Origin of the sequence: Phenylobacterium soli (assembly GCF_003254475.1) — a bacterium.
In the GTDB taxonomy this organism is placed as follows: domain Bacteria; phylum Pseudomonadota; class Alphaproteobacteria; order Caulobacterales; family Caulobacteraceae; genus Phenylobacterium; species Phenylobacterium soli.
Genome location: NZ_QFYQ01000001.1, coordinates 2,943,607 through 2,963,233, shown reverse-complemented (window position 1 = coordinate 2,963,233; position 19,627 = coordinate 2,943,607). Strand labels below are relative to the sequence as shown.

Genomic DNA, 19,627 nt, shown 5'->3' with positions numbered 1-19,627 from the left:
CCATGACCATCGCCTGCGACTACGCCGCCGTCTTCGAACTCGACGTCCGCCCGCGCCGCAACGCGCTTCGCCGCGCCGCCGCCCTGGCGGTCTGGACCGGCCTGTTCCTGGTCCGCCCGAAGCTGGCGCTCGCCATCTGGCGCGAGGCGCGCGGCGCCTAGCGGTGGTGCGCCGTCACCGATTTCAGGACTTCGCCCGAGACCTTGTCGCTGACCCCGCGCGAGATGTCGCCGAGGCTCAGCATGCCGACCAGGGCTCCGTCGCGGTCCATGACCGGCAGGCGGCGGATCTTCTGGCCTTCCATCACGCCGAGGGCGTCCGAGATGTCGTCGCCCGCCAGGCAGCAGATCGCGCCCCTGGTCATCACGTCGCGGGCCCTGAGAGTCGCGACATCTAGGCCGTCGCACAGCGCCCGGCAGGCGAGGTCGCGGTCGGTGATCATGCCGACGAGCTCGCCGTCCGACTTCACCGGGATCGCCCCCACGTCTTCCTGTTTCATCGTGCGCGCCACGTCGCGGATCGGGGTGTCCGGCTCCACGCAGATGACGCCCGGATGCATGGCGTCCTTGACCTTCATGGCTGGCTCCTTTTCGGTCTGATCCGCCGCGAGGCTGGACCGGCGGGGGATGTCCACCTTGACGCGGATCAATCCCGCCGGGCCATCGCCTCCGGCCTTGAGCTTCGCCCCCGAACCAGCGTCAATCGGGCCTCATGCGTTCCATCGCCATCATCCTCGCGGGAGTCTTCCTCATGGCCGCGGCGTCCCAGCCTTCCCGCACGCCCAGCGACGCCGCCCTGGAGGAGATCGAGGGCGCCGAGGCGATCGCCTGGGCCAAGGCGGAGAACGCCGCCTCCTTGCCGCGCCTGCAGTCCGACCCGCGCTACGCGGCCTTGCACGACGAGGCGCTCAAGATCGTCACCGCGAAGGATCGCATCCCCAACGTCGCCTTCGCCGGCGACGGGGCGCTGCGCGACTTCTGGCAGGACCAGGACCACGTCCAGGGGCTCTGGCGCACCATTTCGCCGGAGAGCTACCGGAGCGCCGCGCCAGAGTGGCGCACCCTGCTCGACGTCGACGCCCTGGCCAAGGCGGAGGGCGTGACCTGGGTGTTCGGCGGCGCCACCTGCCTCGCGCCCGACGACCGCTACTGCCTGATCCGGCTCTCCAACGGCGGCAAGGACGCGGCGGTGGTGCGCGAGTTCGACGCCGTCGAGCGCCGCTTCGTGGACGGCGGCTTCCAGCTGCCCGAGGCCAAGCCGAACGTCGACTGGGTGGATCGCGACACGCTCGTCGTCGCCACCGAGTGGAGCAAGGGCGAGGTCACCGAGAGCGGCTATCCCTATGTCGTGAAGCTGCTCAAGCGCGGCGAGCCGCTGGACGCCGCCCGCGAGGTCTATCGCGGCCAGGTCAAGGACGTCGCCGTCTCGCCCGTTGTGCTGCGCGACCCCGACGGGACCGCGCGCGCCGTCCTGATCGAGCGCGCCCTCGACTTCTTCAACACCGAGCACCTGATCCTCACGGATGGCGGCGCGGTGAAGACCGGCCTGCCGACCCGCTCCACCGTGCAGGCCTATGTGGCGGGCCGGGTGATCCTGACGCTGGAGCAGGACTGGCCGGAGGCCGGCTTCCAGGAGGGCGACCTGCTGAGCCTTGATCTTGTGGCCCTCCAGGCCGACCCGGCTCATCCCAAGCCCTCGCTCGTCCTTCGCCCCACGCCGAGCCAGTCCGTGGAGCAGGTGGCCTCGACGCGCGACCGGCTGGTGGTCGCCCTCTATGACAATGTAAAGGGCCAGGTCCTCTCCTTCGCGCCGGGCGAGACGGGCTGGACCGCCACGCGCCTCGACCTGCCGAAGGATTCCTCGATCCACATCGCCTCGGCTTCGGAGCACGACAACCGGCTGATCCTGTCGGTGACCGGCTTCCTCTCCCCGTCCACCCAGTGGCTGGCGGACGCGACGGGCGGCGAGCCGGTCAAGCTCAAGAGCCTGCCCGCGCGCTTCGACGCTTCGAAGGATGTGGTGGAGCAGCACTGGGCCACGTCGAAGGACGGTACGAAGGTCCCGTATTTCGTCGTCCGGCCCAAGGACCTGAAGCTCGACGGCCAGGCGCCGACGCTGCTCTACGCCTACGGCGGCTTCCAGGTCTCGATGACGCCGGCCTACGCCGCCACCGTCGGGAAGCTCTGGCTGGAGCGGGGCGGGGTCTATGTGGTCGCCAACATTCGCGGCGGTGGCGAGTTCGGGCCGCGCTGGCACAACGCCGGCCTGAAGCTCAACCGCATGCGGGTCTATGACGACTTCTTCGCGGTCAGCCAGGACCTCATCCACCGGGAGATCACCAGCCCGCGGCGTCTCGGCATCATGGGCGGCTCCAACGGCGGCCTGTTGATGGGCGTGGCCCTCACCAAGCGCCCGGAGCTCTATCGCGCCGTGGTCATCCAGGTGCCGCTGTTTGACATGATCAACTACACGCGCATCGGCGCCGGAGCCTCGTGGGTCGGCGAGTATGGCGACCCGGCCAATCCCGAGGAGCGCAGGGTCATCGAGGGCTATTCGCCGCTGCAGAACCTCAAGGCTGGCCAGCCCTATCCGCGGGTCTATATCGAGACCTCGACCAAGGACGACCGGGTCCATCCGGCCCATGCCCGCAAGGCCGCCGCGCGCTTGAAGGCGCTCGGCTACGACTATCTCTATTACGAGAACATGGAGGGCGGACACGCCGCGGCGGCCAACCTCAACGAGACCGCCCTGCGACTGGCGCTGGAATACACCTACCTGTCGCAACAGCTGATGGACTGACGGCTCAGGCCTTGGTCACGGCGTAGGCGTCGAGGGTCCGGCGCCGCGCCTCGGCATGGTCGACAATCGGCCGGGGGTAGGTGTCGCCGAGGCGCACGCCGGCGGCGGCCAGGTCCGCCGCGCCCGCGGTCCAGGGCGCGTGGATGGCCCGCGTCGGCAGCTTCGCCAGCTCGGGGATCCAGCGCCTCACGTAGTCGCCGTCCGGGTCGAAGGTCTCGCCCTGAGTCACTGGATTGAAGATGCGGAACCAGGGCGAGGCGTCGGCGCCGGACCCGGCCACCCACTGCCAGCTGGCCGCATTGTTCGCGAGATCGGCGTCCACCAGGGTGTCCCAGAACCAGGCCTCGCCCTCGCGCCAGTCGATGAGCAGGTCCTTGATGAGGAGGGAGGCGACGATCATCCGCACCCGGTTGTGCATCCAGCCGGTCGCCCACAGCTCGCGCATGCCGGCGTCGACGATCGGATAGCCGGTCCTACCGCGCCGCCAGGCCTCCAGGCCGGCACGGTCGTGTCGCCAGCCGACCCGGTCATACTCCGGCTTCAGCGCCTTCGTCGGCAGGTCCGGGAAGTGGAACAGCAGATGGGCGCTGAACTCACGCCACGCGAGCTCCGACAGGAAGGTGTCGACGCCCGCCGAGAACGGCTCGCCCGTCCTGGCCATTCCCGCCGTCGTCACGGCCCGCCAGACCGCCCAGGGGCTGATCTCGCCGAAGTGCAGGTGAGGGGAGAGCCGCGAGGTTCCGGACCGATCGGGGCGATTGCGCATGTCGCCATACTCGAAGACCGCGCCCGCGAGGAACGCCTTGAGCCGGGCCCGCGCGCCGGCCTCGCCCGGCGTCCAGGTTTCGCGCAGTCCGCCCGCCCAATCGGGGCGGGTCGGCAGGAGATCCCAGTCCGCCAGCCGCTCGCTCGGCGCGCCCGCGATGTCGATCCGCTCCGGCGGCCGCGAGGCGCCCACCGGCTCGGCCTGGGCGCGCAGGGCCCGCCAGAAGGGCGTGAATACGCGATAGGGCTCGCCCTGGCGGTTCAGGAAGTGTCCCGGCTCGGTCAGCAGCGAGCCGTTGAACGAGATCGCGGCGATTCCGCTCTGGCGCAGCGACATCATCAGCCGTGCGTCGCGGGCGACGGCCCAGGGCTCGTAGCACCGGTTCCAGAGAACCGCGCTGACGCCCGCGGTTCGGGCCAGATCGCCGACAACCCGTTCGGCCGACCCGCGGCGAAGGGCGAGGCCGCGTCCGCCCGAGCGCGCCTTCAGGTCGGCGTCAAGAGCCGTCAGGGAGCCGTGCAGCCACCACCGCGAGGCGGCGCCGGGCGCCCAGCATCCGGCGTCCTCGTCGTCCAATACATACAAGGGCAGGATCGGTTCGCCGGTCGCGATCGCCTGGGCCAGGGCCGGATTGTCGGCCAGCCGCAGGTCGCGCCGAAACCACACCAGGACGGTCACGTAAGGGGTCTCTCGAAGCTGCTGTCAGCCGGATACGCTCGCGCCCGGCGTTCGGATCAGCCTCGGCTAGACGAACCGCACGATCAGCCAGGCCACCACCGTCGTGACCGCCACGCCCACCAGGAAACCGCGGAAGAACGCGCCGTTGCGTTCCCACCAGAGGCGCTGAGCGCGCATCCGTTGGGCCCGATCCATGCGGCGGGGGGACATCGGCAACTTACGCCGGCGAGACTGAAGGGTGACGGCGGACGATCTCGTCGTGCAGCCGATAGAGGTGCTGGCGGGCGCTGCGGCGCGACAGGGCGATCTGGTCGCGCACGTGACGAACGGCGCCGGCCGGCCCGAAGCGGGCCTCCAGGTCATCGGCCTCTTCGGAAAGGGCGAGGCCGGCCTTCAGCTTGAACGGATTGAGGATCATCGACTCGGAACTGGCTTTCCCACGAAGGGGCCTTGAGCATCACCACATCACGGTTAACCAGATGTGACTTCCGGCGCTCAGGCTTCCTGGCGCGGCGCCGGCGATGCGGCCAGGGCGCGGGCCGCCCAGGCGAGGTTGCGGGCGGCGTTGCGGCCGACCTTGTCCGAGTAGTCGTGGGCCTGCGCGGTCTCCGTGTAATCCGGACCGGGGCCGGGCCCCAGGTGCCAATAGGTCCACGATTGGCCAGGCACCGTGAAGCCCACGTCGATGAGCGCCTGGCTGACGGTGCCGACGATGTGGTGCGCCCCGTCTTCGTTGCCGGTCACCACGACGCCGGCGACCTTGCCCATCGCGAGGGTGTGGCCCTGGTCGTCCATCTCGCTGAAGAAGGCGTCCATCCGCTCCAGCGCCCGCTTGGCGACGCTGGACATCTGGCCGAGCCAGGTAGGGGTGGCGATCACCAGGATGTCGCAGGCCGCGATCTTGGCGCGAACCCCCGGCCAAGCGTCGCCGTCCCCCTCGTCCGACTTCACTCCAGGCTTGATGTCGAGGTCGACGAGCCGGACGAGCTCGCAATCGATGCCGTCCTTGGCCCATTCGCCCATCAGCACCCGGGCGAGCGCTTCGGTGTTCGAGGTTTCCGGCGAGGCCTTGAGGGTGCAGTTGAGGATCAGCGCCTTCATCGTCCGTAGATCCTGTCCAGGGTTCGAGCCACCTCGACCAGCCGCTCGGCCGCGGGATCGAAGCCTTCACCGGCGGCGAGGCGGCGCGCCCAGTCGGCCGCCGCACGACCGCCCCAGGCGTCGGGCGGGGACGCGAGGGTCTTGCTCGCGGTGCCGTGGTAGCGCTCGGCCGTGAAGTCGTAAAACGAGCCGCCGACATTGCGCAGGGCCGCGCCGCCGTCCGTGCCGTAGAAGGCTGCCGAAATCTCCGCGTCGCGCCCGGCGTGCAGCCGCCAGGAACAGGCAAGCCGGACGGAGGTCCCGCCCTCCAGTTGGAGGAGGGCGCTCGCATAGTCCTCCACCCGGTCGGGCCGCGCAGAGAGCGGCTCGCCGCCCGCCAGCAACTGGGCCTGCACGTCGGTGACCGCCGGGAAGCCGAGGGTCCAGAGCGTCAGGTCCACCAGGTGGACGCCCAGATCCATGACGCAGCCGCCACCCGAGAGCGCCGGGTCATAGAACCATGGCTTGTCCGGGCCGTAGGCGTTGTGGAACACGAGGTCGACGGCATAGACGCGCCCAAGGCCGCCGGCCTCCACGATCTCGCGGATCGCGCGCATGCCCTCGGTGAAGCGGTAGGAGAGGTCGACGCACAGCAGCCGGTCGGCCCGGCGCGCAGCGTCCACCACCGCCTTCGCCTCCGCAGCCGTGCGGCCGAGCGGCTTCTGGCAGAAGACCGCTGCGCCGGCCTCGAGGGCGGCGATCGCCTGCTCGGCGTGCAGGGCGCTGGGGGTGGCGATGACCACGCCGTCGACACCGGCGGCCAGCAGGTCGTCCAGCGAGCCGGCGAGCTGGGCTTGCGGCGCCAGCTTCAGCGCCTCGGCGCACATCTCGGGCGAGGCGTCCGCCACCGCCGCGGCCTGGCAGGCGCCTTCGGCCAGGATCGCCTCCATGCGGTGGCGGCCGATCCAGCCGACTCCAAGGAAGCCGAGCCGAGGCTTCGTCTCGGTTCCGGCCGCCGCCGGCGCCAGGGTCTCGCTCATGGGTAGGTGACCAGGGCCTTGAGAAAGCCGTCTGGCCGGTCTCGGGTGGCGTCGAGCGCCGCGTCCAGCTCCTCGAGCGGGTAGACGTGCGTGTAGAGGCTGGAGGGGTCGAGCCGGCCGGCGGCAACTGCCGCCACCGCCTCGCGAATGCCCTGCATGTAGAGCTCGGGATCGCGCTCGTGGGCGTTGATCACGTCCAGGCCGCGCCAGTTCCAGAGCTGCATGTTGACCTGTCGCGCCCCGTCCTGGTGGTAGCCGGCAATCACCAGCCGGCCGCGCTCGCCGGTCAGTTCGCCGGCGAGGTCCAGCGGCCATTGCTTGCCGACCGCCTCGATCACGCGCTCGCAGAAGCGGCCCTCGGTCAGGTCCTTCACCGTCTCGATGATCTTCCAGTGATCGTCCATGGCGACGAGCTCGTCGGCGCCCATCCGCGCGGCGACGTCGAGGGAGAAGGGCCGGCGCGAGACCGCGATGATCCTCGCCCCGGCGTCCTTGGCGAGCCGCGTCAGGAGGGCGCCCAGGAACCCGACGCCGACCACGGCGACGGTTTGGCCGGGCCGGATCTCGGCGCGGCGGAAGATGTTCATGGCGCAGCCGAGCGGCTCGCCCGGGAAGGGCTCGCCAGCCAGGCTCGCCGGCAGCCGCACGCAGGCGCTCTCCTCGGCTAGGTCGTATTCGGCGTAGGCGGCGTAGGAGAGGGCGGCCACCCGGTCGTCGACCTTCAGCCCGCTGACGCCCTCGCCGACCGCGTCCACAACACCCCACCCTTCATGGCCGAGTGCGCCGGGCTTGGTCGGGAACTCCATCCACTCGGGCCCGGCCCAGGGGGTCAGGTTCGAGGCGCAGACCCCGCAGCCTTCCAGCTTCAGGCGCACCTGGCCCGGCCCCGGCTCGGGCCGGGTCACCTCTTCCAGGCGAATCTGGCCGGGCCCCGCCAGGACGGCGGCCCGCATCTTCTGGCCAGCGGCCACGGCCACGCTCATGCGGTCATCCCCCAAGTCGGCTTCGAAGATGATGAAGTCGCTCAGGCGAAGCTTTGTTCCCGGGCGGCGGGGCCACAGGCGGGAGAGGTGGAATTGATTGGAAAGTGTGGAGGCCTGAGCCGGAATCGAACCGGCGTGCACGGATTTGCAGTCCGCTGCGTAACCACTCCGCCATCAGGCCGTTCGCGGGCGCCGCGCCAGAGGGGGCGCCCGGGAGAGGGGCGGATCGCTAACAGAAGCGAACGTCTGCGGCAACGACTCTTGCCAACAGACTCTGGCCAGTAGACGAGGCGTCCGATTGCCTTGCCTCTCCGGCGCGCTATAAGCCGCACGCCCGCTCGCGGCCCCGAAGGTTCACGACTCGCGTTCAAGAGGATTCCCGATGGCCGACTACGCCGCCGCCCGTGAGAACATGGTCGAGAGCCAGGTGCGCACCCAGGATGTCACCGATGTGCGCATCCATGACGCCATGCGCGTCCTGCCGCGCGAGAGCTTCGTGCCGGCGGGCAAGGCCTACCTCGCCTATGCCGACATCGAGGTGGAGCACGCGCCAGGCCGCGTCCTTCTCAAGCCGCGCGACGTGGCCAAGCTGCTGCAGGTGGTCCGCCCGATGCCGGGCGAGACGGCGCTGGCGATCGCCGCGCCCTACGCCGCTGCGGTTCTCGAGCAGCTCGGCCTCGCCGTCACCCGCTGCGACGGCGATGACCTGAGGGCGGTTCCGGCCGGTCCGTTCGACGTCATCCTGGTGGAAGGCGCGGTGGGCAAGGCGCCGGCCTCGTGGCTCAACGCCCTGGCGCTCGGCGGCCGGCTGGGCGTGATCGAGCGGGACGGCCCGGTGGGCAAGGCCTGCGTCTACGTGAAGGCGGAGGACGGCGTCGGCCGTCGCGAGCTTTTCGACGCTACGCCCGCGGTTCTTGCCGGCCTTGAAATCCAGCACGGCTTTGCTTTCTGATTTGACATGAAACAACGCCGAAATCTGGACATGAAAAAAGCTTAAGCGAACGCCCCCTAGTCTTCGCCTCATGGCTCGGCATATAGGGCATACGTCTTTCTCGTCTCACCGGGGATTTGGAATGTCGAAGAGCCTTCGCGGACGGTTGCTGGCGGCCGGACTGGGCGTCGCCGGCCTGAGCGCAGCCGCTGCGCCCGCCTGGAGCGAGACCCTCTCGGACGCCATCGCGCTCGCCTATCAGACCAACCCCACGCTTCAGGCCCAGCGCGCCACGCAACGCGCGCTCGACGAGAACTGGGTCCAGGCCCGTTCGGGCTGGCGCCCGACGATCACCGCCAGCGCCTCGGTGAGCTGGGACGACGTCCGCACGCCGCGGGCCATCGGCGGCGGGATCCGGACACCTTCGATCTCCCAGGGCAACACGAGCGGCGCTCGGCTGTCCTTCAGCCAGCCGGTGTGGACCGGTGGGCGCACCGCCGCGGCCGTCTCGGCCGCGCAGGCCGACGTGCTTCAGGGCCGCGAGAACCTGCGCCGGGTCGAGTCCCAGGTGCTGCAGGCCGTGATCCAGGCCTACGAGGACGTCCGCCGCGACCAGGAGGCCCTCAACATCCGCCAGGAGGACCTCGGCGTCCTTCAGCGCCAGCTCGAAGAGAGCCGTGCGCGCTTCGACGTGGGTGAGATCACCCGCACCGACGTGGCCCAGTCAGAGGCGCGCCTCGCCGCCGCCCAGGCGCAGCTTCAGAGCTCCCAGGCCCAGCTCGCCGTCAGCCGCGCCGCCTACGCCACCGTCGTCGGCCAGAACCCCGGCACGCTCGAGCCGGAGCCGTCGCTGGCGTACCTGCTGCCGGCCGACCCGGACGAGGCCTTCTCGGTCGCCGAGAAATTCAACCCGCAGCTCCGCGCCCAGCAGTTCGCGGAGCAGGCCAGCCGCGCCCGCGTCGCCGGCGCCCGCGCCGAGCGCATGCCGCGCGTCGACCTGCAGAGCACCCTGACCTTCAACGGCTCGACCGGCATCGATCCGATTGCTCGCGACCTTTACCAGAAGGACGTGACGACGACGCTCGGCGTCACCCTGCCGCTGTTCAACGGCGGCCTGACCTCCTCGCGCATCCGCCAGGCCATCGAGCGCAACAACGCCGACCGGATCACCATCGAGGGCCAGCGCCGCTCGGTGCTGCAGCAGGTGACCCAGTACTGGAACACCCTGATCGCCTCGCGCGCGAACATCACTTCCAACACCCAGCAGGTGCGCGCCGCCGAGATCGCCGCCGAGGGCACCCGCCAGGAGCAGCAGGTCGGCCTGCGCACCACCCTCGACGTGCTGAACGCCGACGTCGAACTGCGGAACGCCCAGCTAAGCCTCGTCTCGGCGCGCCACGACGAGTATGTCTCGGCAGCCAACCTGCTGCTGGCTATGGGCCGGCTCGAGGGCAAGGATCTGGTGCCGACTACGCCGCAGTACGACGCGGCCCACAACTTCCGACGCTTGCGCATCTCGCTGGGCTGGGTGCCGTGGGAAGAGGGCATCGCCATCGTCGACCGCGCGGTCGCCGTGCCGCCGATCCCCATGGCCAGGCCCATGCCGCAGGAAAAGCCGATCCCGCCGGGCCTGCAGCCGCCGCCGGCTGCGCCCGCGCCGAAGAAGTAGTCGGCCCGCTCTCGGCGCGTCCTCGTCCGGTGGGTTTCGCCCCACGGGCGAATTTCACGGTGGCGTCCGGCCGCCGGGAAATTGCAGGATGGCCGAACCCCGCCTAGGCTGGGCAGCGACGGATTCTCGTCTTTTCGGCGGAAGGCGCATGGCAGAACAGACCTCCCAGGAACCGACGATGGAGGAGATCCTGGCCTCCATCCGGCGGATCATCTCCGAGGATGAGGCTCCGGAAGGGGCGGCCAAGGAAGCTGCGCCCCCCGTCGAGGAGCCCGCGCCCGAGCCGGAGCCGGAAGCGGCCATGCCCGAGCCGGAGCCTGTCCTGGCGGTCGCCGAGCCGGAGCCGGAGCCCGAGGAAGACGATGACGCGCTGGAGTTGACCGATCGGGTCGAAACCCACGGCGACCTCGACGTCTATTCGCCGGCCGAACCCGAGCCCGCCCCCGCCGCCCCGCCGCCGATGGCCGCGCCCGAGCCTGCCCCCGCGCCTGTCGCGGCCGCGCCCGAGGCGCCTGCGCCCAGCCTCGTCAGCGCGACCGCCGCCGCGGCGGCGGCCAACGCCTTCGGCAAGCTCGCCGAGACCGTCGCCATGCCCGCCGAGGGCCGCACTCTGGAAGACGTCGTGCGCGAGCTCCTGCGCCCGCTGCTCCAGCAATGGCTCGACGACCACCTGCCGGCCATCGTCCAGGAGGCCGTCCAGGCCGAGGTCGAGCGCATCGCCCGCAGCCGAGTACGCTAACCCCCGGCCCTCCTCCTCGGGGGAGGGAAGGCCGCGCCGGCGGCCCGGACGGGGGGAGTTTCGCTCGAGCGACGTGCGCCGGGCCTGATCCTCGCGCCCCCACCCGGTCCGGGCTACGCCCGGTCCATCCTCCTCCGAAGAGGAGGGATGCTTCCCCCTGATGGCGCGGGCATGTATGCAGCCCGCCAGCCTCAAAGACGCCCCATGCTTGAAAAGACCTTCGATCCCAAGACCGCCGAGCCGCGCCTGTACGCCGCCTGGGAAGCCTCCGGCGCGTTCGCGCCGACGAACGACCCGAACGCCGAGCCGTTCTCGATCGTCATCCCGCCGCCGAACGTCACCGGCTCGCTGCACATCGGCCACGCGCTGAACAACACCCTGCAAGATGTGCTGATCCGCTTCGAGCGGATGCGCGGCAAGGCGGCCTTGTGGCTGCCGGGCACCGACCATGCCGGCATCGCCACTCAGATGGTGGTCGAACGCCAGCTCGCCGCCGAGGGCAACATCGGTCGCCGCGACCTCGGGCGCGACGCCTTCGTCGACAAGGTCTGGGAGTGGAAGGCCAAGTCCGGCGGGACGATCGTCAACCAGCTCCGCCGGCTGGGCGCCTCGTGCGACTGGAGCCGGGAGCGCTTCACCCTGGACGAGGGCCTCTCGGCCGCCGTCCGCAAGGTGTTCGTCACCCTCTACAAGCAAAAGCTCATCTACCGCGACAAGCGGCTGGTGAACTGGGACCCGCACTTCCAGACCGCCATCTCCGACCTCGAGGTCGAGCAGCGCGAGGTGGACGGCCACTACTGGCATTTCGCCTATCCGCTGGAGGACGGCTCCGGCGAGATCGTCGTCGCCACGACACGCCCAGAGACCATGCTGGGCGATACGGCGGTCGCGGTCCATCCGTCGGACGACCGGTACAAGGGCCTGATCGGCAAGGCCGTGCGCCTGCCCATCGTCAATCGCCCTGTGCCGATCATCGCCGACGACTACGCCGATCCGGAGAAGGGCTCGGGCGCGGTGAAGATCACGCCGGCCCACGACTTCAACGACTTCGCCGTGGGCAAGCGCCACAACCTGCCGATGATCAACGTCCTCGATGACTTCGGGCGGATCAACGACAACGCGCCGGCCGAATACCGAGGCCTCGACCGCTTCGCGGCGCGCAAGAAGGTGGTGGAGCAGTTCGAGGCGCTCGGGCTGCTGCGCGGCATCGAGAAGACCCGCCACATGGTGCCGCACGGCGACCGCTCCGGCGTCGTGGTCGAGCCCTATCTGACCGACCAATGGTACGTCGCCGCCGAGGTGCTGGCCAAGCCGGCCATCGCCGCGGTGGAAACGGGCGACACCGTCTTCGTGCCCAAGCACTGGGAGAAGACCTATTTCGAGTGGATGCGGAACATCCAGCCCTGGTGCATCTCGCGCCAGCTCTGGTGGGGTCACCGCATTCCCGCCTGGTTCGGACCGGACGGCAAGGTGTTCGTCGAGGAGACCGAGGCCGAGGCCAGGCGTCAGGCCGAGGAGCACTACGGCCGGCCGACCGACCTGAAGCAGGACGAGGACGTCCTCGACACCTGGTTCTCCTCCGCCCTGTGGCCGTTCTCTACCCTCGGTTGGCCCGAAAAGAGCGAGGACGTCCGCCGCTTCTATCCGACCCACACCCTGATCACCGGCTTCGACATCATCTTTTTCTGGGTCGCCCGGATGATGATGCAGGGCATTCACTTCATGGGCGAGGTCCCGTTCAAGCGGGTCTTCATCAACGCCCTGGTCCGCGACGCCTCGGGCGCCAAGATGTCCAAGTCCAAGGGCAACGTCATGGACCCGCTGGAGCTGGTGGACGAGTTCGGGGCCGATGCCCTGCGCTTCACCCTGACGGCCATGAGCGGTGCGGCGCGCGACATCAAGCTCTCGCGGCAGCGCATTGAAGGTTATCGCAATTTCGGCACCAAGCTGTGGAACGCCACACGCTTCTGCCAGATGAACGGCTGCGCCCGCGCCGAGGCCTTCGACCCATCCCAGGTGAAGGGCACGCTCAATCGCTGGATCGTCGGCGAGACGGTGCGGACGGCGGGGGCGGTGACCGAAGCGCTCACCGACTGCGGCTTCGACGAGGCGGCCAACACCCTCTACCGCTTCATCTGGAACACCTTCTGCGACTGGTACGTCGAGCTCTCCAAGCCGATCCTGAATGGCGCCGACGCCGCGGCCAAGGCCGAGACGCAAGCCACGGCGGCCTGGGTGCTCGACCAGATCCTCGTCCTGTTGCACCCGATCATGCCGTTCCTCACCGAGGAACTGTGGGCGCAGACGGCCGACCTCGGGGCCGCGCGCGCGCACACGGGCTTCCTGTTGACCGCCCCCTGGCCGCAGCTGTCGGCGAGCCTGGTCGATGCGGCCGCCGACGCCGAGATCGAGCTGATCGTCGAGGCGATCTCCGAGGGGCGCTCGGTCCGCGCCGAGCTCAACGTGCCGCCTTCGGCCCGCCCGCCGCTGCTGGTGATCGAAGCCTCGGCCGAGCAGCGCAAGGTGCTCGAGGCCGCCGCGCCTCTGATCGGCCAGCTTCTCCGCGTCGCCGAGGTCCGCTTCGAGGACGCCGCGCCCGTCGGGGCCATCCCCTATGTGGTGAAGGGCGCGACGCTGGCGCTGCCGGTGGCCGAGTTCATCGACCTCGCCGCCGAGCGGACGCGCCTGGCCAAGGAAGTCGCCGGCCTCGGTTCTGAGATCGACAAACTCGGCAAGAAGCTCGGCAATCCCGACTTCGTGGCGCGCGCGCCCGAGGAGGTGGTCGAGGAGAACCGCGAGCGCCTCGCCGACGCCGAAGCGGCCAAGGCCAAGCTGGAAGGGGCGTTGGCGAGGCTCGGGGCGGCCTAGCCCCGGCGTGGACGGGGAGGGGCTCGCCCCATGCCCTGAAGCTATGCCGTGCGGCTGCGACATTGCGGCGCGCGCCGAGGGCGCCAATATGCCAAGCCCTGGGCCGCTCCACGCATATCAAGAAAGTCCGCCGAATGACCGACGCCGCCAAACCCGCTGGCCAGCAGCTCAGCGAGTACGTCCCGCCCAAGGTCTGGTCCTGGAACAAGGAGAACGGCGGGCGGTTCGCCAACATCAACCGCCCGATCGCCGGCCCTACTCACGAGAAGGACCTGCCTGTCGGCAAGCATCCCTTCCAGCTCTATTCGCTGGGCACGCCCAACGGCATCAAGGTGACCATCATGTTCGAGGAGCTCCTCGAACTGGGCCACAAGGGCGCGGAGTACGACGCCTGGCTGATCAACATCGGCTCCGGCGACCAGTTCTCGTCCGGCTTCGTCGACGTGAACCCCAATTCCAAGATCCCGGCCCTGATGGACCGGTCAGGCCCCAAGCCGATCCGGCTCTTCGAGTCCGGCGCGATCCTGATGCACCTGGCCGAGAAGTTCGGCGCCTTCCTGCCCGCCGATCCGGAGAAGCGCGCTGAGACCCTGTCCTGGCTCTTCTGGCAGGTCGGCTCCGCACCGTTCCTTGGTGGCGGCTTCGGCCACTTCTACGCCTACGCCCCGTTCAAGATCGAATACGCCATCGACCGCTACGCCATGGAGGTGAAGCGCCAGATGGACGTGCTGGATCGGCGCCTCGGCGAGGCCGAGTACCTGGCGGGCGATGAGTACACCATCGCCGACATGGCCACCTGGCCCTGGTACGGCGCGCTGGCCAAGGGACTGGTCTACGGGGCGGGCGAGTTCCTCGACGTGGGGTCCTACAAGAATGTCCAGCGCTGGACCGAGGCCGTCGGCCACCGCCCCGCCGTGCAGCGCGGGCGCCGCGTCAACCGCGCCGAAGGCAACGGCATCAAGGAACGTCACGACGCCAGCGACTTCGACAAGGTCGAAGAGAAGGCCTAGGGCGCACCGCCTTCCTTTCACGTCCGCGGGAAAGGAAGGTTCTTCCCCTCCATCGCCGCAGACCCGCGAAATCTATCTGCGGTTTCGCTTGCGGCTGCGCCGTTCTTGGCCATCCTGCGGCGACCAGAGGGGGAATCCTTAGCATGCGTAAGACGATGACGGCGGCCGCGGCCGTCCTGGCCCTGTGCGTGGGCTTCAGCGCGACGAGCGCCGCCTTCGCCGCCGACGAGCCGGCCAAGGCCGACGCCGCCAAGGACAAGGGCGGCGACAAGGACAAGATCGACTTCCCGCCGTTCCCGGCCGACGCCAGCGTCAAGCAGGTGATCCACATCGCCGGCAAGACGGTGAACTACACCGCCACCGTCGGCTCGCTGCCGGTGCGGGATGAGAAGGGCAAGAAGATCGCCGAGGTGGTCTTCACCGCCTACACCGTCGATGGCCCGCGCGATCCGGCCCGGCCCGTGACCTTCGCCTTCAACGGCGGCCCGGGCGCGGCCAGCGTCTATCTCAACATGGGCGCCATCGGGCCGAAGCGGATCCAGTTCGGCGCCCAGGGCGATTCAGCCTCCGATCCGGTCCGGCTGATCGACAACGCCGGCACCTGGCTCGATTTCACCGACCTCGTCTTCATCGATCCGGTCGGCACCGGCTACTCCCGTTCGCTGGTCGACCAGGAGGAGACCAAGAAGCACTTCTTCCAGGTCAAGGAGGATGTCGCCTACCTGTCGCGGATCGTTTTCGACTGGCTGGTGAAGAACGGCCGCATGGCCTCGCCCAAGTACGTGGTCGGCGAGAGCTACGGCGGCTACCGCGCCCCCGCCATCGCCCACTACCTGCAGTCCGAGCTGGGCGTCGGTCCGTCAGGCGTCGTGATGGTCTCCCCGTTCCTGGACGCCCGCACCCAGGCCTTCGAGGACATCTCGCCGCTGCCCTACATCGTCGCCCTGCCGTCCATGGCCGCGGCCAACTACGAGCGCCAGGGCAAGCCGCTCAACGGCCAGACCCTGGCCGAGGTCGAACATTACGCCCGCACCGACTTCGCCGTGGATCTCCTGGCCGGCCGCAAGGACCCCGCCGCGGTGGACCGCGTGGTCGACCACGTCACTCGCTACACCGGCCTCGACCCCGCCCTGGTGCAGCACATGGGCGGCCGCGTCGACACCGGCACGTTCCTGCGAGAGCTCTATCGCAAGGAGGGCAAGCTTGCCTCCGTCTACGACAGCAACGTCACGACCTGGGACCCGTACCCCTGGTCGCAGCAGCAGCGCGCCGGCGACCCGATCCTCGACGCCATCATCGCCCCGACCACCTCGGCCATGGTCGACTTCACCACCCGCACGGTCGGCTGGAAGGTCGAGGGCCGCTACAACGCCCTCTCCAACGCCGTGAACCAGGCCTGGGAGAAGAACTGGTTCACCCAGGTCGAGAGCGTCTCGGACCTGCGCCAGGCGGTGGCCGCCGACCCGAAGATGAAGGTGCTGATCGTCCACGGCTACGACGACCTTTCCTGCCCCTTCTTCGCCTCGCAGCTGATCGTCGACCAGATGCCGCAGATGGGCGATCCGGGGCGGGTGAAGATCTCGATCTATCCGGGCGGCCACATGTTCTACAGCCGCCCCGACAGCCAGTCGGCCTTCCGCCGCGACGTCATGAATCTCTACGGCGCGAGGTGACCGCTACGGCGCAGGCGCCGCCAAACGGCCGTTTGCGTCTGACGCTAGGTTATGCTTGTTCACCTACGACGCGGCGCGGGCGCCAAGACCTGCGCCGCCAGTAGGAGAACGCCCCCATGACCGATTCCGCGCTTCCCCCTGGCTGGCCCGCGATGTCGATCGCCCAGGCCCACGCCCTGATCACCCAGCCCGGTTCGCCGGCCGAGGTCGAGGAGCGCGAGATCCGGGGCGTGCGGACCAAGGTCTGGAAGAACCAGCCGCCGTCGCTGCGCGCCGTGGTCGAGACCGCCCGGACGCACGGCGACAGGATTTTCCTCGTCTACGAGGACGAGCGGGTCAGCTTCGAGGCCTTCTACCGCGCCGTCTCCAAGCTCGCGCACGCCATGGCCGAGCAGGGCGTCAGGAAGGGCGACCGGGTTGCGGTCATCATGCGCAACCTGCCCGAATGGGTGGTGGGCTTCTACGCCGCCGCCTCGCTGGGCGCGGTGGTCACGCCGCTGAACGCCTGGTGGACCGGGCCGGAGCTGGAGTACGGCCTGACCGACTCCGGCGCCAAGGTCGCCGTCGTCGACGCCGAGCGCTACGAGCGTATCGCCGAGCACCTGCACAACTGCCCCGACCTCGTCCGCGTCTACGTCTCGCGCGAGACCGCCGAGGAGATCGCCCACCCGCTCGTCACCAAGCTCGAGGACGTGCTGGGCGAAGCCAACGCCTGGAAGAGCCTGCCCGACGTCGCCCTGCCGCCGGTCGAGATCGACCCCGAGGACGACGCCACCATCTTCTACACCTCCGGGACCACGGGCCGCCCGAAGGGCGCGCTCGCCACCCAGCGGGCGGTGAACTGCAACATCATCACCGCCGCCGCCGCCGGCGCGCGCAGCTTCCTGCGCCGCGGCGAGGCCCCGCCCGCGCCCGATCCCAACGCGCCGCAGCGCTCGTCCCTGATCTCGGTGCCGTTCTTCCACGTCACCGGCTGCATGGCGGTGCTCAATGCCTCGACCTTCGCCGGGGCCAAGCTGGTCATGATGTACAAGTGGGACGTGATCCGCGCCTTCGAGCTGATCGAGCGGGAGAAGATCCAGTCCGCCGGCGGCGTGCCGACCATCGCCTGGCAGCTCATCGAGCATCCGGCCCGCGCCAACTACGACCTCTCGTCGCTGGAGAGCGTGGCCTACGGCGGCGCGCCGTCGGCCCCGGAGCTGGTGCGGCGCCTGCGTGAGACCTTCCCGAACTCCCAGCCCGGCCAGGGCTGGGGCATGACCGAGACCTGCGCCACCGTCACCTCTAACGGGGCCGAGGACTACATCAACCGGCCGGATAGCTGCGGCCCGGCCGCCGCGGTCGCCAAGCTCGAGATCCGCGACCCGGTCGACGGCAAGACGGTCCTGCCGGCCGGCCAGGTGGGCGAGCTCTGGTCCTTCGGGCCGATGAACTGCAAGGGCTACTGGAATAAGCCGGAGGCCACGGCTCAGACCTTCGTCGACGGCTGGGTGCGCACCGGCGATCTCGCGCGCCTCGACGAGGAAGGCTTCTGCTTCATCATCGACCGGGCCAAGGACATGCTGATCCGCGGCGGCGAGAACATCTACTGCGTCGAGGTGGAGAACGTCCTCTACGACCACCCGGCCGTGATGGACGCCGCAATCGTCGGCGTGCCGCATCGCACGCTCGGCGAGGAGCCGGCCGCCGTCGTCACCCTGAAGCCCGGCGCGGAGGCCAGCGAGGACGAGCTGCGCGGCTTCGTCGCCGAGCGGCTGGCCGCCTTCAAGGTGCCGATCAAGGTGGTGTTCTGGCACGAGACCCTGCCGCGCAATCCCAACGGCAAGATCCTCAAGAACGAGCTCAAGAAGCTGTTCGTCGAGGAGCAGGCTTCGGCCTGACGGCGGCCTGAGGAAGCGCGCCGACGTCCTGCTGGTCGAGCGCGGCCTCTTCGAGAGCCGCGCCAAGGCGCGCGCGGCCATCGAAGCCGGCGGCGTCACGGCCGACGGACGCCCGGTCGCCAAGGCCTCGGAGGCGATCGACGAGACCTGCGAGATCGTAGCGACGGCTGCCCATCCGTGGGTCGGCCGCGGCGCGCTCAAGCTCGTCCAAGCCCTCGACCTCTGGCCGGTGGAGGTGGCGGGGCGCGTGGTGCTGGACGTGGGCGCCTCCACAGGGGGCTTCACCGAGGTTTGCCTCAGCCGGGGTGCGGCGAAGGTCTATGCGGTGGACGTCGGGCGGGGACAGCTTCATTCCCGGCTCGCGGCCGATGCGCGGGTGGTGAGCCTGGAAGGCCTCGACGCGCGCTCCCTGACCCCGGACATGATCCCGGATCGCCCGGGCTTGATCGTCACCGACGTCAGCTTCATCGGCCTCGCCAAGGCCCTGCCGGCGGCCCTGGGCCTGGCCGGGGACGGCGCCGATCTCATCGCCCTGGTGAAACCGCAGTTCGAGGTCGGGCCCGAGCGCATCGGCAAGGGAGGCCTCGTCAAGGATGAGGCGGTGCGCGCCGAGGCCCTGGCCGGCGTGGCCGAGTTCCTGTCCGCCTCGGGCTGGCCCGTTCAGGCGAGCGCCGACAGCCCGATCGCCGGCGGCGACGGCAACCGCGAATGGCTGCTCTGGGCGCGCAAGGACGCGGGCGCAGAAAAATAGCGCCGCGGGGGGACGGCCCCGCGGCGCTTCAGGTCGGCTCGACGTCTAAACTCTACGCTCAGTCGACGACCTGATACCGGCCGTCGGAGTCCATGCAGACGCGCACGAAGCGCTTCTGGACGCGACCATCGGGGAGGTAGATCGGGCTCTCGGCGAGGGTGCAGCCGTCGGCGCCGACGCGGCCCTGGGCGATGCGGAAGCGCTCGCCGTGGCGCCCGTAGGCCCAGTCGCGATCCTCGTAGCGGCCCTCGTAGCGATAGGGCCGGTCATAACCATCGTCGCCGTAGCTGTTGTAGGCGGCCGGCGGCGGGGGAGGAGGGGGCGGCGGGGCGTAGCCAGGGCCATAGCTCGGCGCATAGCCGTTGCGGCAGGCGGCCGAGGAGTTGCCGACGCCGGCGCCGACGAGGGCGCCGAGCGCGCCGCCCAGCAGCGAGCCGTCCGAACGGTGGTGGTTGGCCGAGACCTGGCTGCCGATCACGGCGCCGAGGCCGCCGCCCACCAGGGCGCCGGTGATGCCGCGCCCGTTGGCCTCGCGGCGACACGGATCGTAGTAGCCGCCGCCATTGCCGTAGTACCCGTACTGGCCGTAGGGCTGGGCCTGGGCGGAAGCGCCGACCGCGCCCAGCGCCATCGCGCCGGCGACCGCGGCGGCCACGCCCCTGGCGAAGCTCGAACGGTTCATGGAAGTCCCCTCTCTCGAAACGCATGCGCGGCAGTTGAGCCGCTCTCCGGGAAGCTTATGCAGGGGCTTGTCTGAACG

At 69.8% G+C, this 19,627-nt stretch carries 18 protein-coding genes and 1 tRNA gene; 10 read left to right on the top strand and 9 right to left on the bottom strand.

What is annotated here, in order from left to right; translation table 11 throughout:
• Positions 1 to 2: 2 nt before the first annotated feature.
• A complete protein-coding gene (locus DJ017_RS20435) occupies positions 3 to 161 on the top strand; it encodes a hypothetical protein (RefSeq protein ID WP_165830640.1) in 159 nt (52 codons plus the stop codon).
• Here DJ017_RS20435 and DJ017_RS14725 read toward each other — a convergent pair.
• Positions 158 to 577, bottom strand: a complete 420-nt coding sequence (locus DJ017_RS14725; RefSeq protein WP_111530124.1) for a CBS domain-containing protein — start codon at positions 575 to 577, stop codon at positions 158 to 160. The genes DJ017_RS20435 and DJ017_RS14725 overlap by 4 nt on opposite strands.
• A 173-nt stretch (positions 578 to 750) precedes the next feature.
• Here DJ017_RS14725 and DJ017_RS14720 point away from each other — a divergent pair, with 173 nt between their 5' ends.
• Positions 751 to 2,799 carry a prolyl oligopeptidase family serine peptidase gene (locus DJ017_RS14720; RefSeq protein ID WP_227000225.1) on the top strand — a complete coding sequence of 683 codons (2,049 nt, stop codon included), beginning with the start codon at positions 751 to 753 and terminating at the stop codon, positions 2,797 to 2,799.
• A gap of 4 nt (positions 2,800 to 2,803) precedes the next feature.
• Here the strand turns inward: DJ017_RS14720 and DJ017_RS14715 are convergent, their stop codons facing one another.
• The 7 genes from DJ017_RS14715 to DJ017_RS14690 form a co-directional block, all read right to left on the bottom strand.
• Positions 2,804 to 4,243, bottom strand: coding sequence for a cryptochrome/photolyase family protein (locus tag DJ017_RS14715; RefSeq protein ID WP_111529420.1), 1,440 nt, complete (start codon positions 4,241 to 4,243; stop codon positions 2,804 to 2,806).
• 66 nt (positions 4,244 to 4,309) lie between these two features.
• Positions 4,310 to 4,438, bottom strand: coding sequence for a hypothetical protein (locus DJ017_RS20965; protein WP_264371497.1), 129 nt, complete (start codon positions 4,436 to 4,438; stop codon positions 4,310 to 4,312).
• Between the two features lie 22 nt (positions 4,439 to 4,460).
• Positions 4,461 to 4,661, bottom strand: a complete 201-nt coding sequence (locus tag DJ017_RS14710; protein WP_111529419.1) for an RNA-binding protein — start codon at positions 4,659 to 4,661, stop codon at positions 4,461 to 4,463.
• Between the two features lie 77 nt (positions 4,662 to 4,738).
• Positions 4,739 to 5,344 (bottom strand): flavodoxin family protein, encoded by a 606-nt coding sequence (locus DJ017_RS14705; protein WP_111529418.1) that lies wholly within the window; start codon positions 5,342 to 5,344, stop codon positions 4,739 to 4,741.
• Positions 5,341 to 6,363 (bottom strand): Gfo/Idh/MocA family protein, encoded by a 1,023-nt coding sequence (locus DJ017_RS14700; protein WP_111529417.1) that lies wholly within the window; start codon positions 6,361 to 6,363, stop codon positions 5,341 to 5,343. Before DJ017_RS14700 ends, DJ017_RS14705 begins: the two co-directional genes overlap by 4 nt.
• Positions 6,360 to 7,346, bottom strand: a complete 987-nt coding sequence (locus tag DJ017_RS14695; protein WP_165830639.1) for an MDR/zinc-dependent alcohol dehydrogenase-like family protein — start codon at positions 7,344 to 7,346, stop codon at positions 6,360 to 6,362. Before DJ017_RS14695 ends, DJ017_RS14700 begins: the two co-directional genes overlap by 4 nt.
• Positions 7,347 to 7,453: 107 nt before the next feature.
• A tRNA-Cys gene (locus DJ017_RS14690) sits at positions 7,454 to 7,527 on the bottom strand.
• Positions 7,528 to 7,728: 201 nt separating this feature from the next.
• Here DJ017_RS14690 and DJ017_RS14685 point away from each other — a divergent pair.
• From DJ017_RS14685 to DJ017_RS14650, 8 genes are all read left to right on the top strand, one after another.
• The gene (locus DJ017_RS14685) at positions 7,729 to 8,298 is read left to right on the top strand and encodes a protein-L-isoaspartate O-methyltransferase family protein (RefSeq protein WP_111529416.1); all 570 of its coding nucleotides are present in this window, start codon (positions 7,729 to 7,731) and stop codon (positions 8,296 to 8,298) included.
• Between the two features lie 121 nt (positions 8,299 to 8,419).
• A complete protein-coding gene (locus tag DJ017_RS14680; protein WP_111529415.1) occupies positions 8,420 to 9,946 on the top strand; it encodes a TolC family outer membrane protein in 1,527 nt (508 codons plus the stop codon).
• A 148-nt stretch (positions 9,947 to 10,094) separates the two neighbouring features.
• Positions 10,095 to 10,685 carry a DUF2497 domain-containing protein gene (locus tag DJ017_RS14675; protein WP_111529414.1) on the top strand — a complete coding sequence of 197 codons (591 nt, stop codon included), beginning with the start codon at positions 10,095 to 10,097 and terminating at the stop codon, positions 10,683 to 10,685.
• 204 nt (positions 10,686 to 10,889) lie between these two features.
• Positions 10,890 to 13,553: a valine--tRNA ligase gene (locus tag DJ017_RS14670; RefSeq protein ID WP_111529413.1), complete on the top strand. Its 2,664-nt coding sequence runs from the start codon at positions 10,890 to 10,892 to the stop codon at positions 13,551 to 13,553.
• Positions 13,554 to 13,687: 134 nt separating this feature from the next.
• Positions 13,688 to 14,563 carry a glutathione-dependent disulfide-bond oxidoreductase gene (gene yghU / locus DJ017_RS14665; RefSeq protein ID WP_111529412.1) on the top strand — a complete coding sequence of 292 codons (876 nt, stop codon included), beginning with the start codon at positions 13,688 to 13,690 and terminating at the stop codon, positions 14,561 to 14,563.
• 143 nt (positions 14,564 to 14,706) lie between these two features.
• Positions 14,707 to 16,236 carry a S10 family peptidase gene (locus DJ017_RS14660; RefSeq protein ID WP_111529411.1) on the top strand — a complete coding sequence of 510 codons (1,530 nt, stop codon included), beginning with the start codon at positions 14,707 to 14,709 and terminating at the stop codon, positions 16,234 to 16,236.
• Positions 16,237 to 16,352: 116 nt separating this feature from the next.
• Entirely contained in the window at positions 16,353 to 18,116 is a 1,764-nt protein-coding gene (locus DJ017_RS14655; RefSeq protein ID WP_111529410.1) for a class I adenylate-forming enzyme family protein, read from the top strand.
• Positions 18,117 to 18,123: 7 nt separating this feature from the next.
• Positions 18,124 to 18,867 (top strand): TlyA family RNA methyltransferase, encoded by a 744-nt coding sequence (locus DJ017_RS14650; RefSeq protein ID WP_111529409.1) that lies wholly within the window; start codon positions 18,124 to 18,126, stop codon positions 18,865 to 18,867.
• A 58-nt stretch (positions 18,868 to 18,925) separates the two neighbouring features.
• Here the strand turns inward: DJ017_RS14650 and DJ017_RS14645 are convergent, their stop codons facing one another.
• Positions 18,926 to 19,549: a glycine zipper 2TM domain-containing protein gene (locus DJ017_RS14645; RefSeq protein WP_111529408.1), complete on the bottom strand. Its 624-nt coding sequence runs from the start codon at positions 19,547 to 19,549 to the stop codon at positions 18,926 to 18,928.
• Positions 19,550 to 19,627: the final 78 nt, after the last annotated feature.

Bases quoted from the DNA above. Each gene is read 5' to 3' on its own strand.
- DJ017_RS20435 (WP_165830640.1), top strand. From the start codon at position 3: ATGACCATCGCCTGCGACTACGCCGCCGTCTTCGAACTCGACGTCCGC.
- DJ017_RS14725 (WP_111530124.1), bottom strand. From the start codon at position 577: ATGAAGGTCAAGGACGCCATGCATCCGGGCGTCATCTGCGTGGAGCCG.
- DJ017_RS14720 (WP_227000225.1), top strand. From the start codon at position 751: ATGGCCGCGGCGTCCCAGCCTTCCCGCACGCCCAGCGACGCCGCCCTG.
- DJ017_RS20965 (WP_264371497.1), bottom strand. From the start codon at position 4,438: ATGGATCGGGCCCAACGGATGCGCGCTCAGCGCCTCTGGTGGGAACGC.
- DJ017_RS14710 (WP_111529419.1), bottom strand. From the start codon at position 4,661: ATGATCCTCAATCCGTTCAAGCTGAAGGCCGGCCTCGCCCTTTCCGAA.
- DJ017_RS14705 (WP_111529418.1), bottom strand. From the start codon at position 5,344: ATGAAGGCGCTGATCCTCAACTGCACCCTCAAGGCCTCGCCGGAAACC.
- DJ017_RS14700 (WP_111529417.1), bottom strand. From the start codon at position 6,363: ATGAGCGAGACCCTGGCGCCGGCGGCGGCCGGAACCGAGACGAAGCCT.
- DJ017_RS14695 (WP_165830639.1), bottom strand. From the start codon at position 7,346: ATGAGCGTGGCCGTGGCCGCTGGCCAGAAGATGCGGGCCGCCGTCCTG.
- DJ017_RS14685 (WP_111529416.1), top strand. From the start codon at position 7,729: ATGGCCGACTACGCCGCCGCCCGTGAGAACATGGTCGAGAGCCAGGTG.
- DJ017_RS14680 (WP_111529415.1), top strand. From the start codon at position 8,420: ATGTCGAAGAGCCTTCGCGGACGGTTGCTGGCGGCCGGACTGGGCGTC.
- DJ017_RS14675 (WP_111529414.1), top strand. From the start codon at position 10,095: ATGGCAGAACAGACCTCCCAGGAACCGACGATGGAGGAGATCCTGGCC.
- DJ017_RS14670 (WP_111529413.1), top strand. From the start codon at position 10,890: ATGCTTGAAAAGACCTTCGATCCCAAGACCGCCGAGCCGCGCCTGTAC.
- yghU (WP_111529412.1), top strand. From the start codon at position 13,688: ATGACCGACGCCGCCAAACCCGCTGGCCAGCAGCTCAGCGAGTACGTC.
- DJ017_RS14660 (WP_111529411.1), top strand. From the start codon at position 14,707: ATGCGTAAGACGATGACGGCGGCCGCGGCCGTCCTGGCCCTGTGCGTG.
- DJ017_RS14655 (WP_111529410.1), top strand. From the start codon at position 16,353: ATGACCGATTCCGCGCTTCCCCCTGGCTGGCCCGCGATGTCGATCGCC.
- DJ017_RS14645 (WP_111529408.1), bottom strand. From the start codon at position 19,549: ATGAACCGTTCGAGCTTCGCCAGGGGCGTGGCCGCCGCGGTCGCCGGC.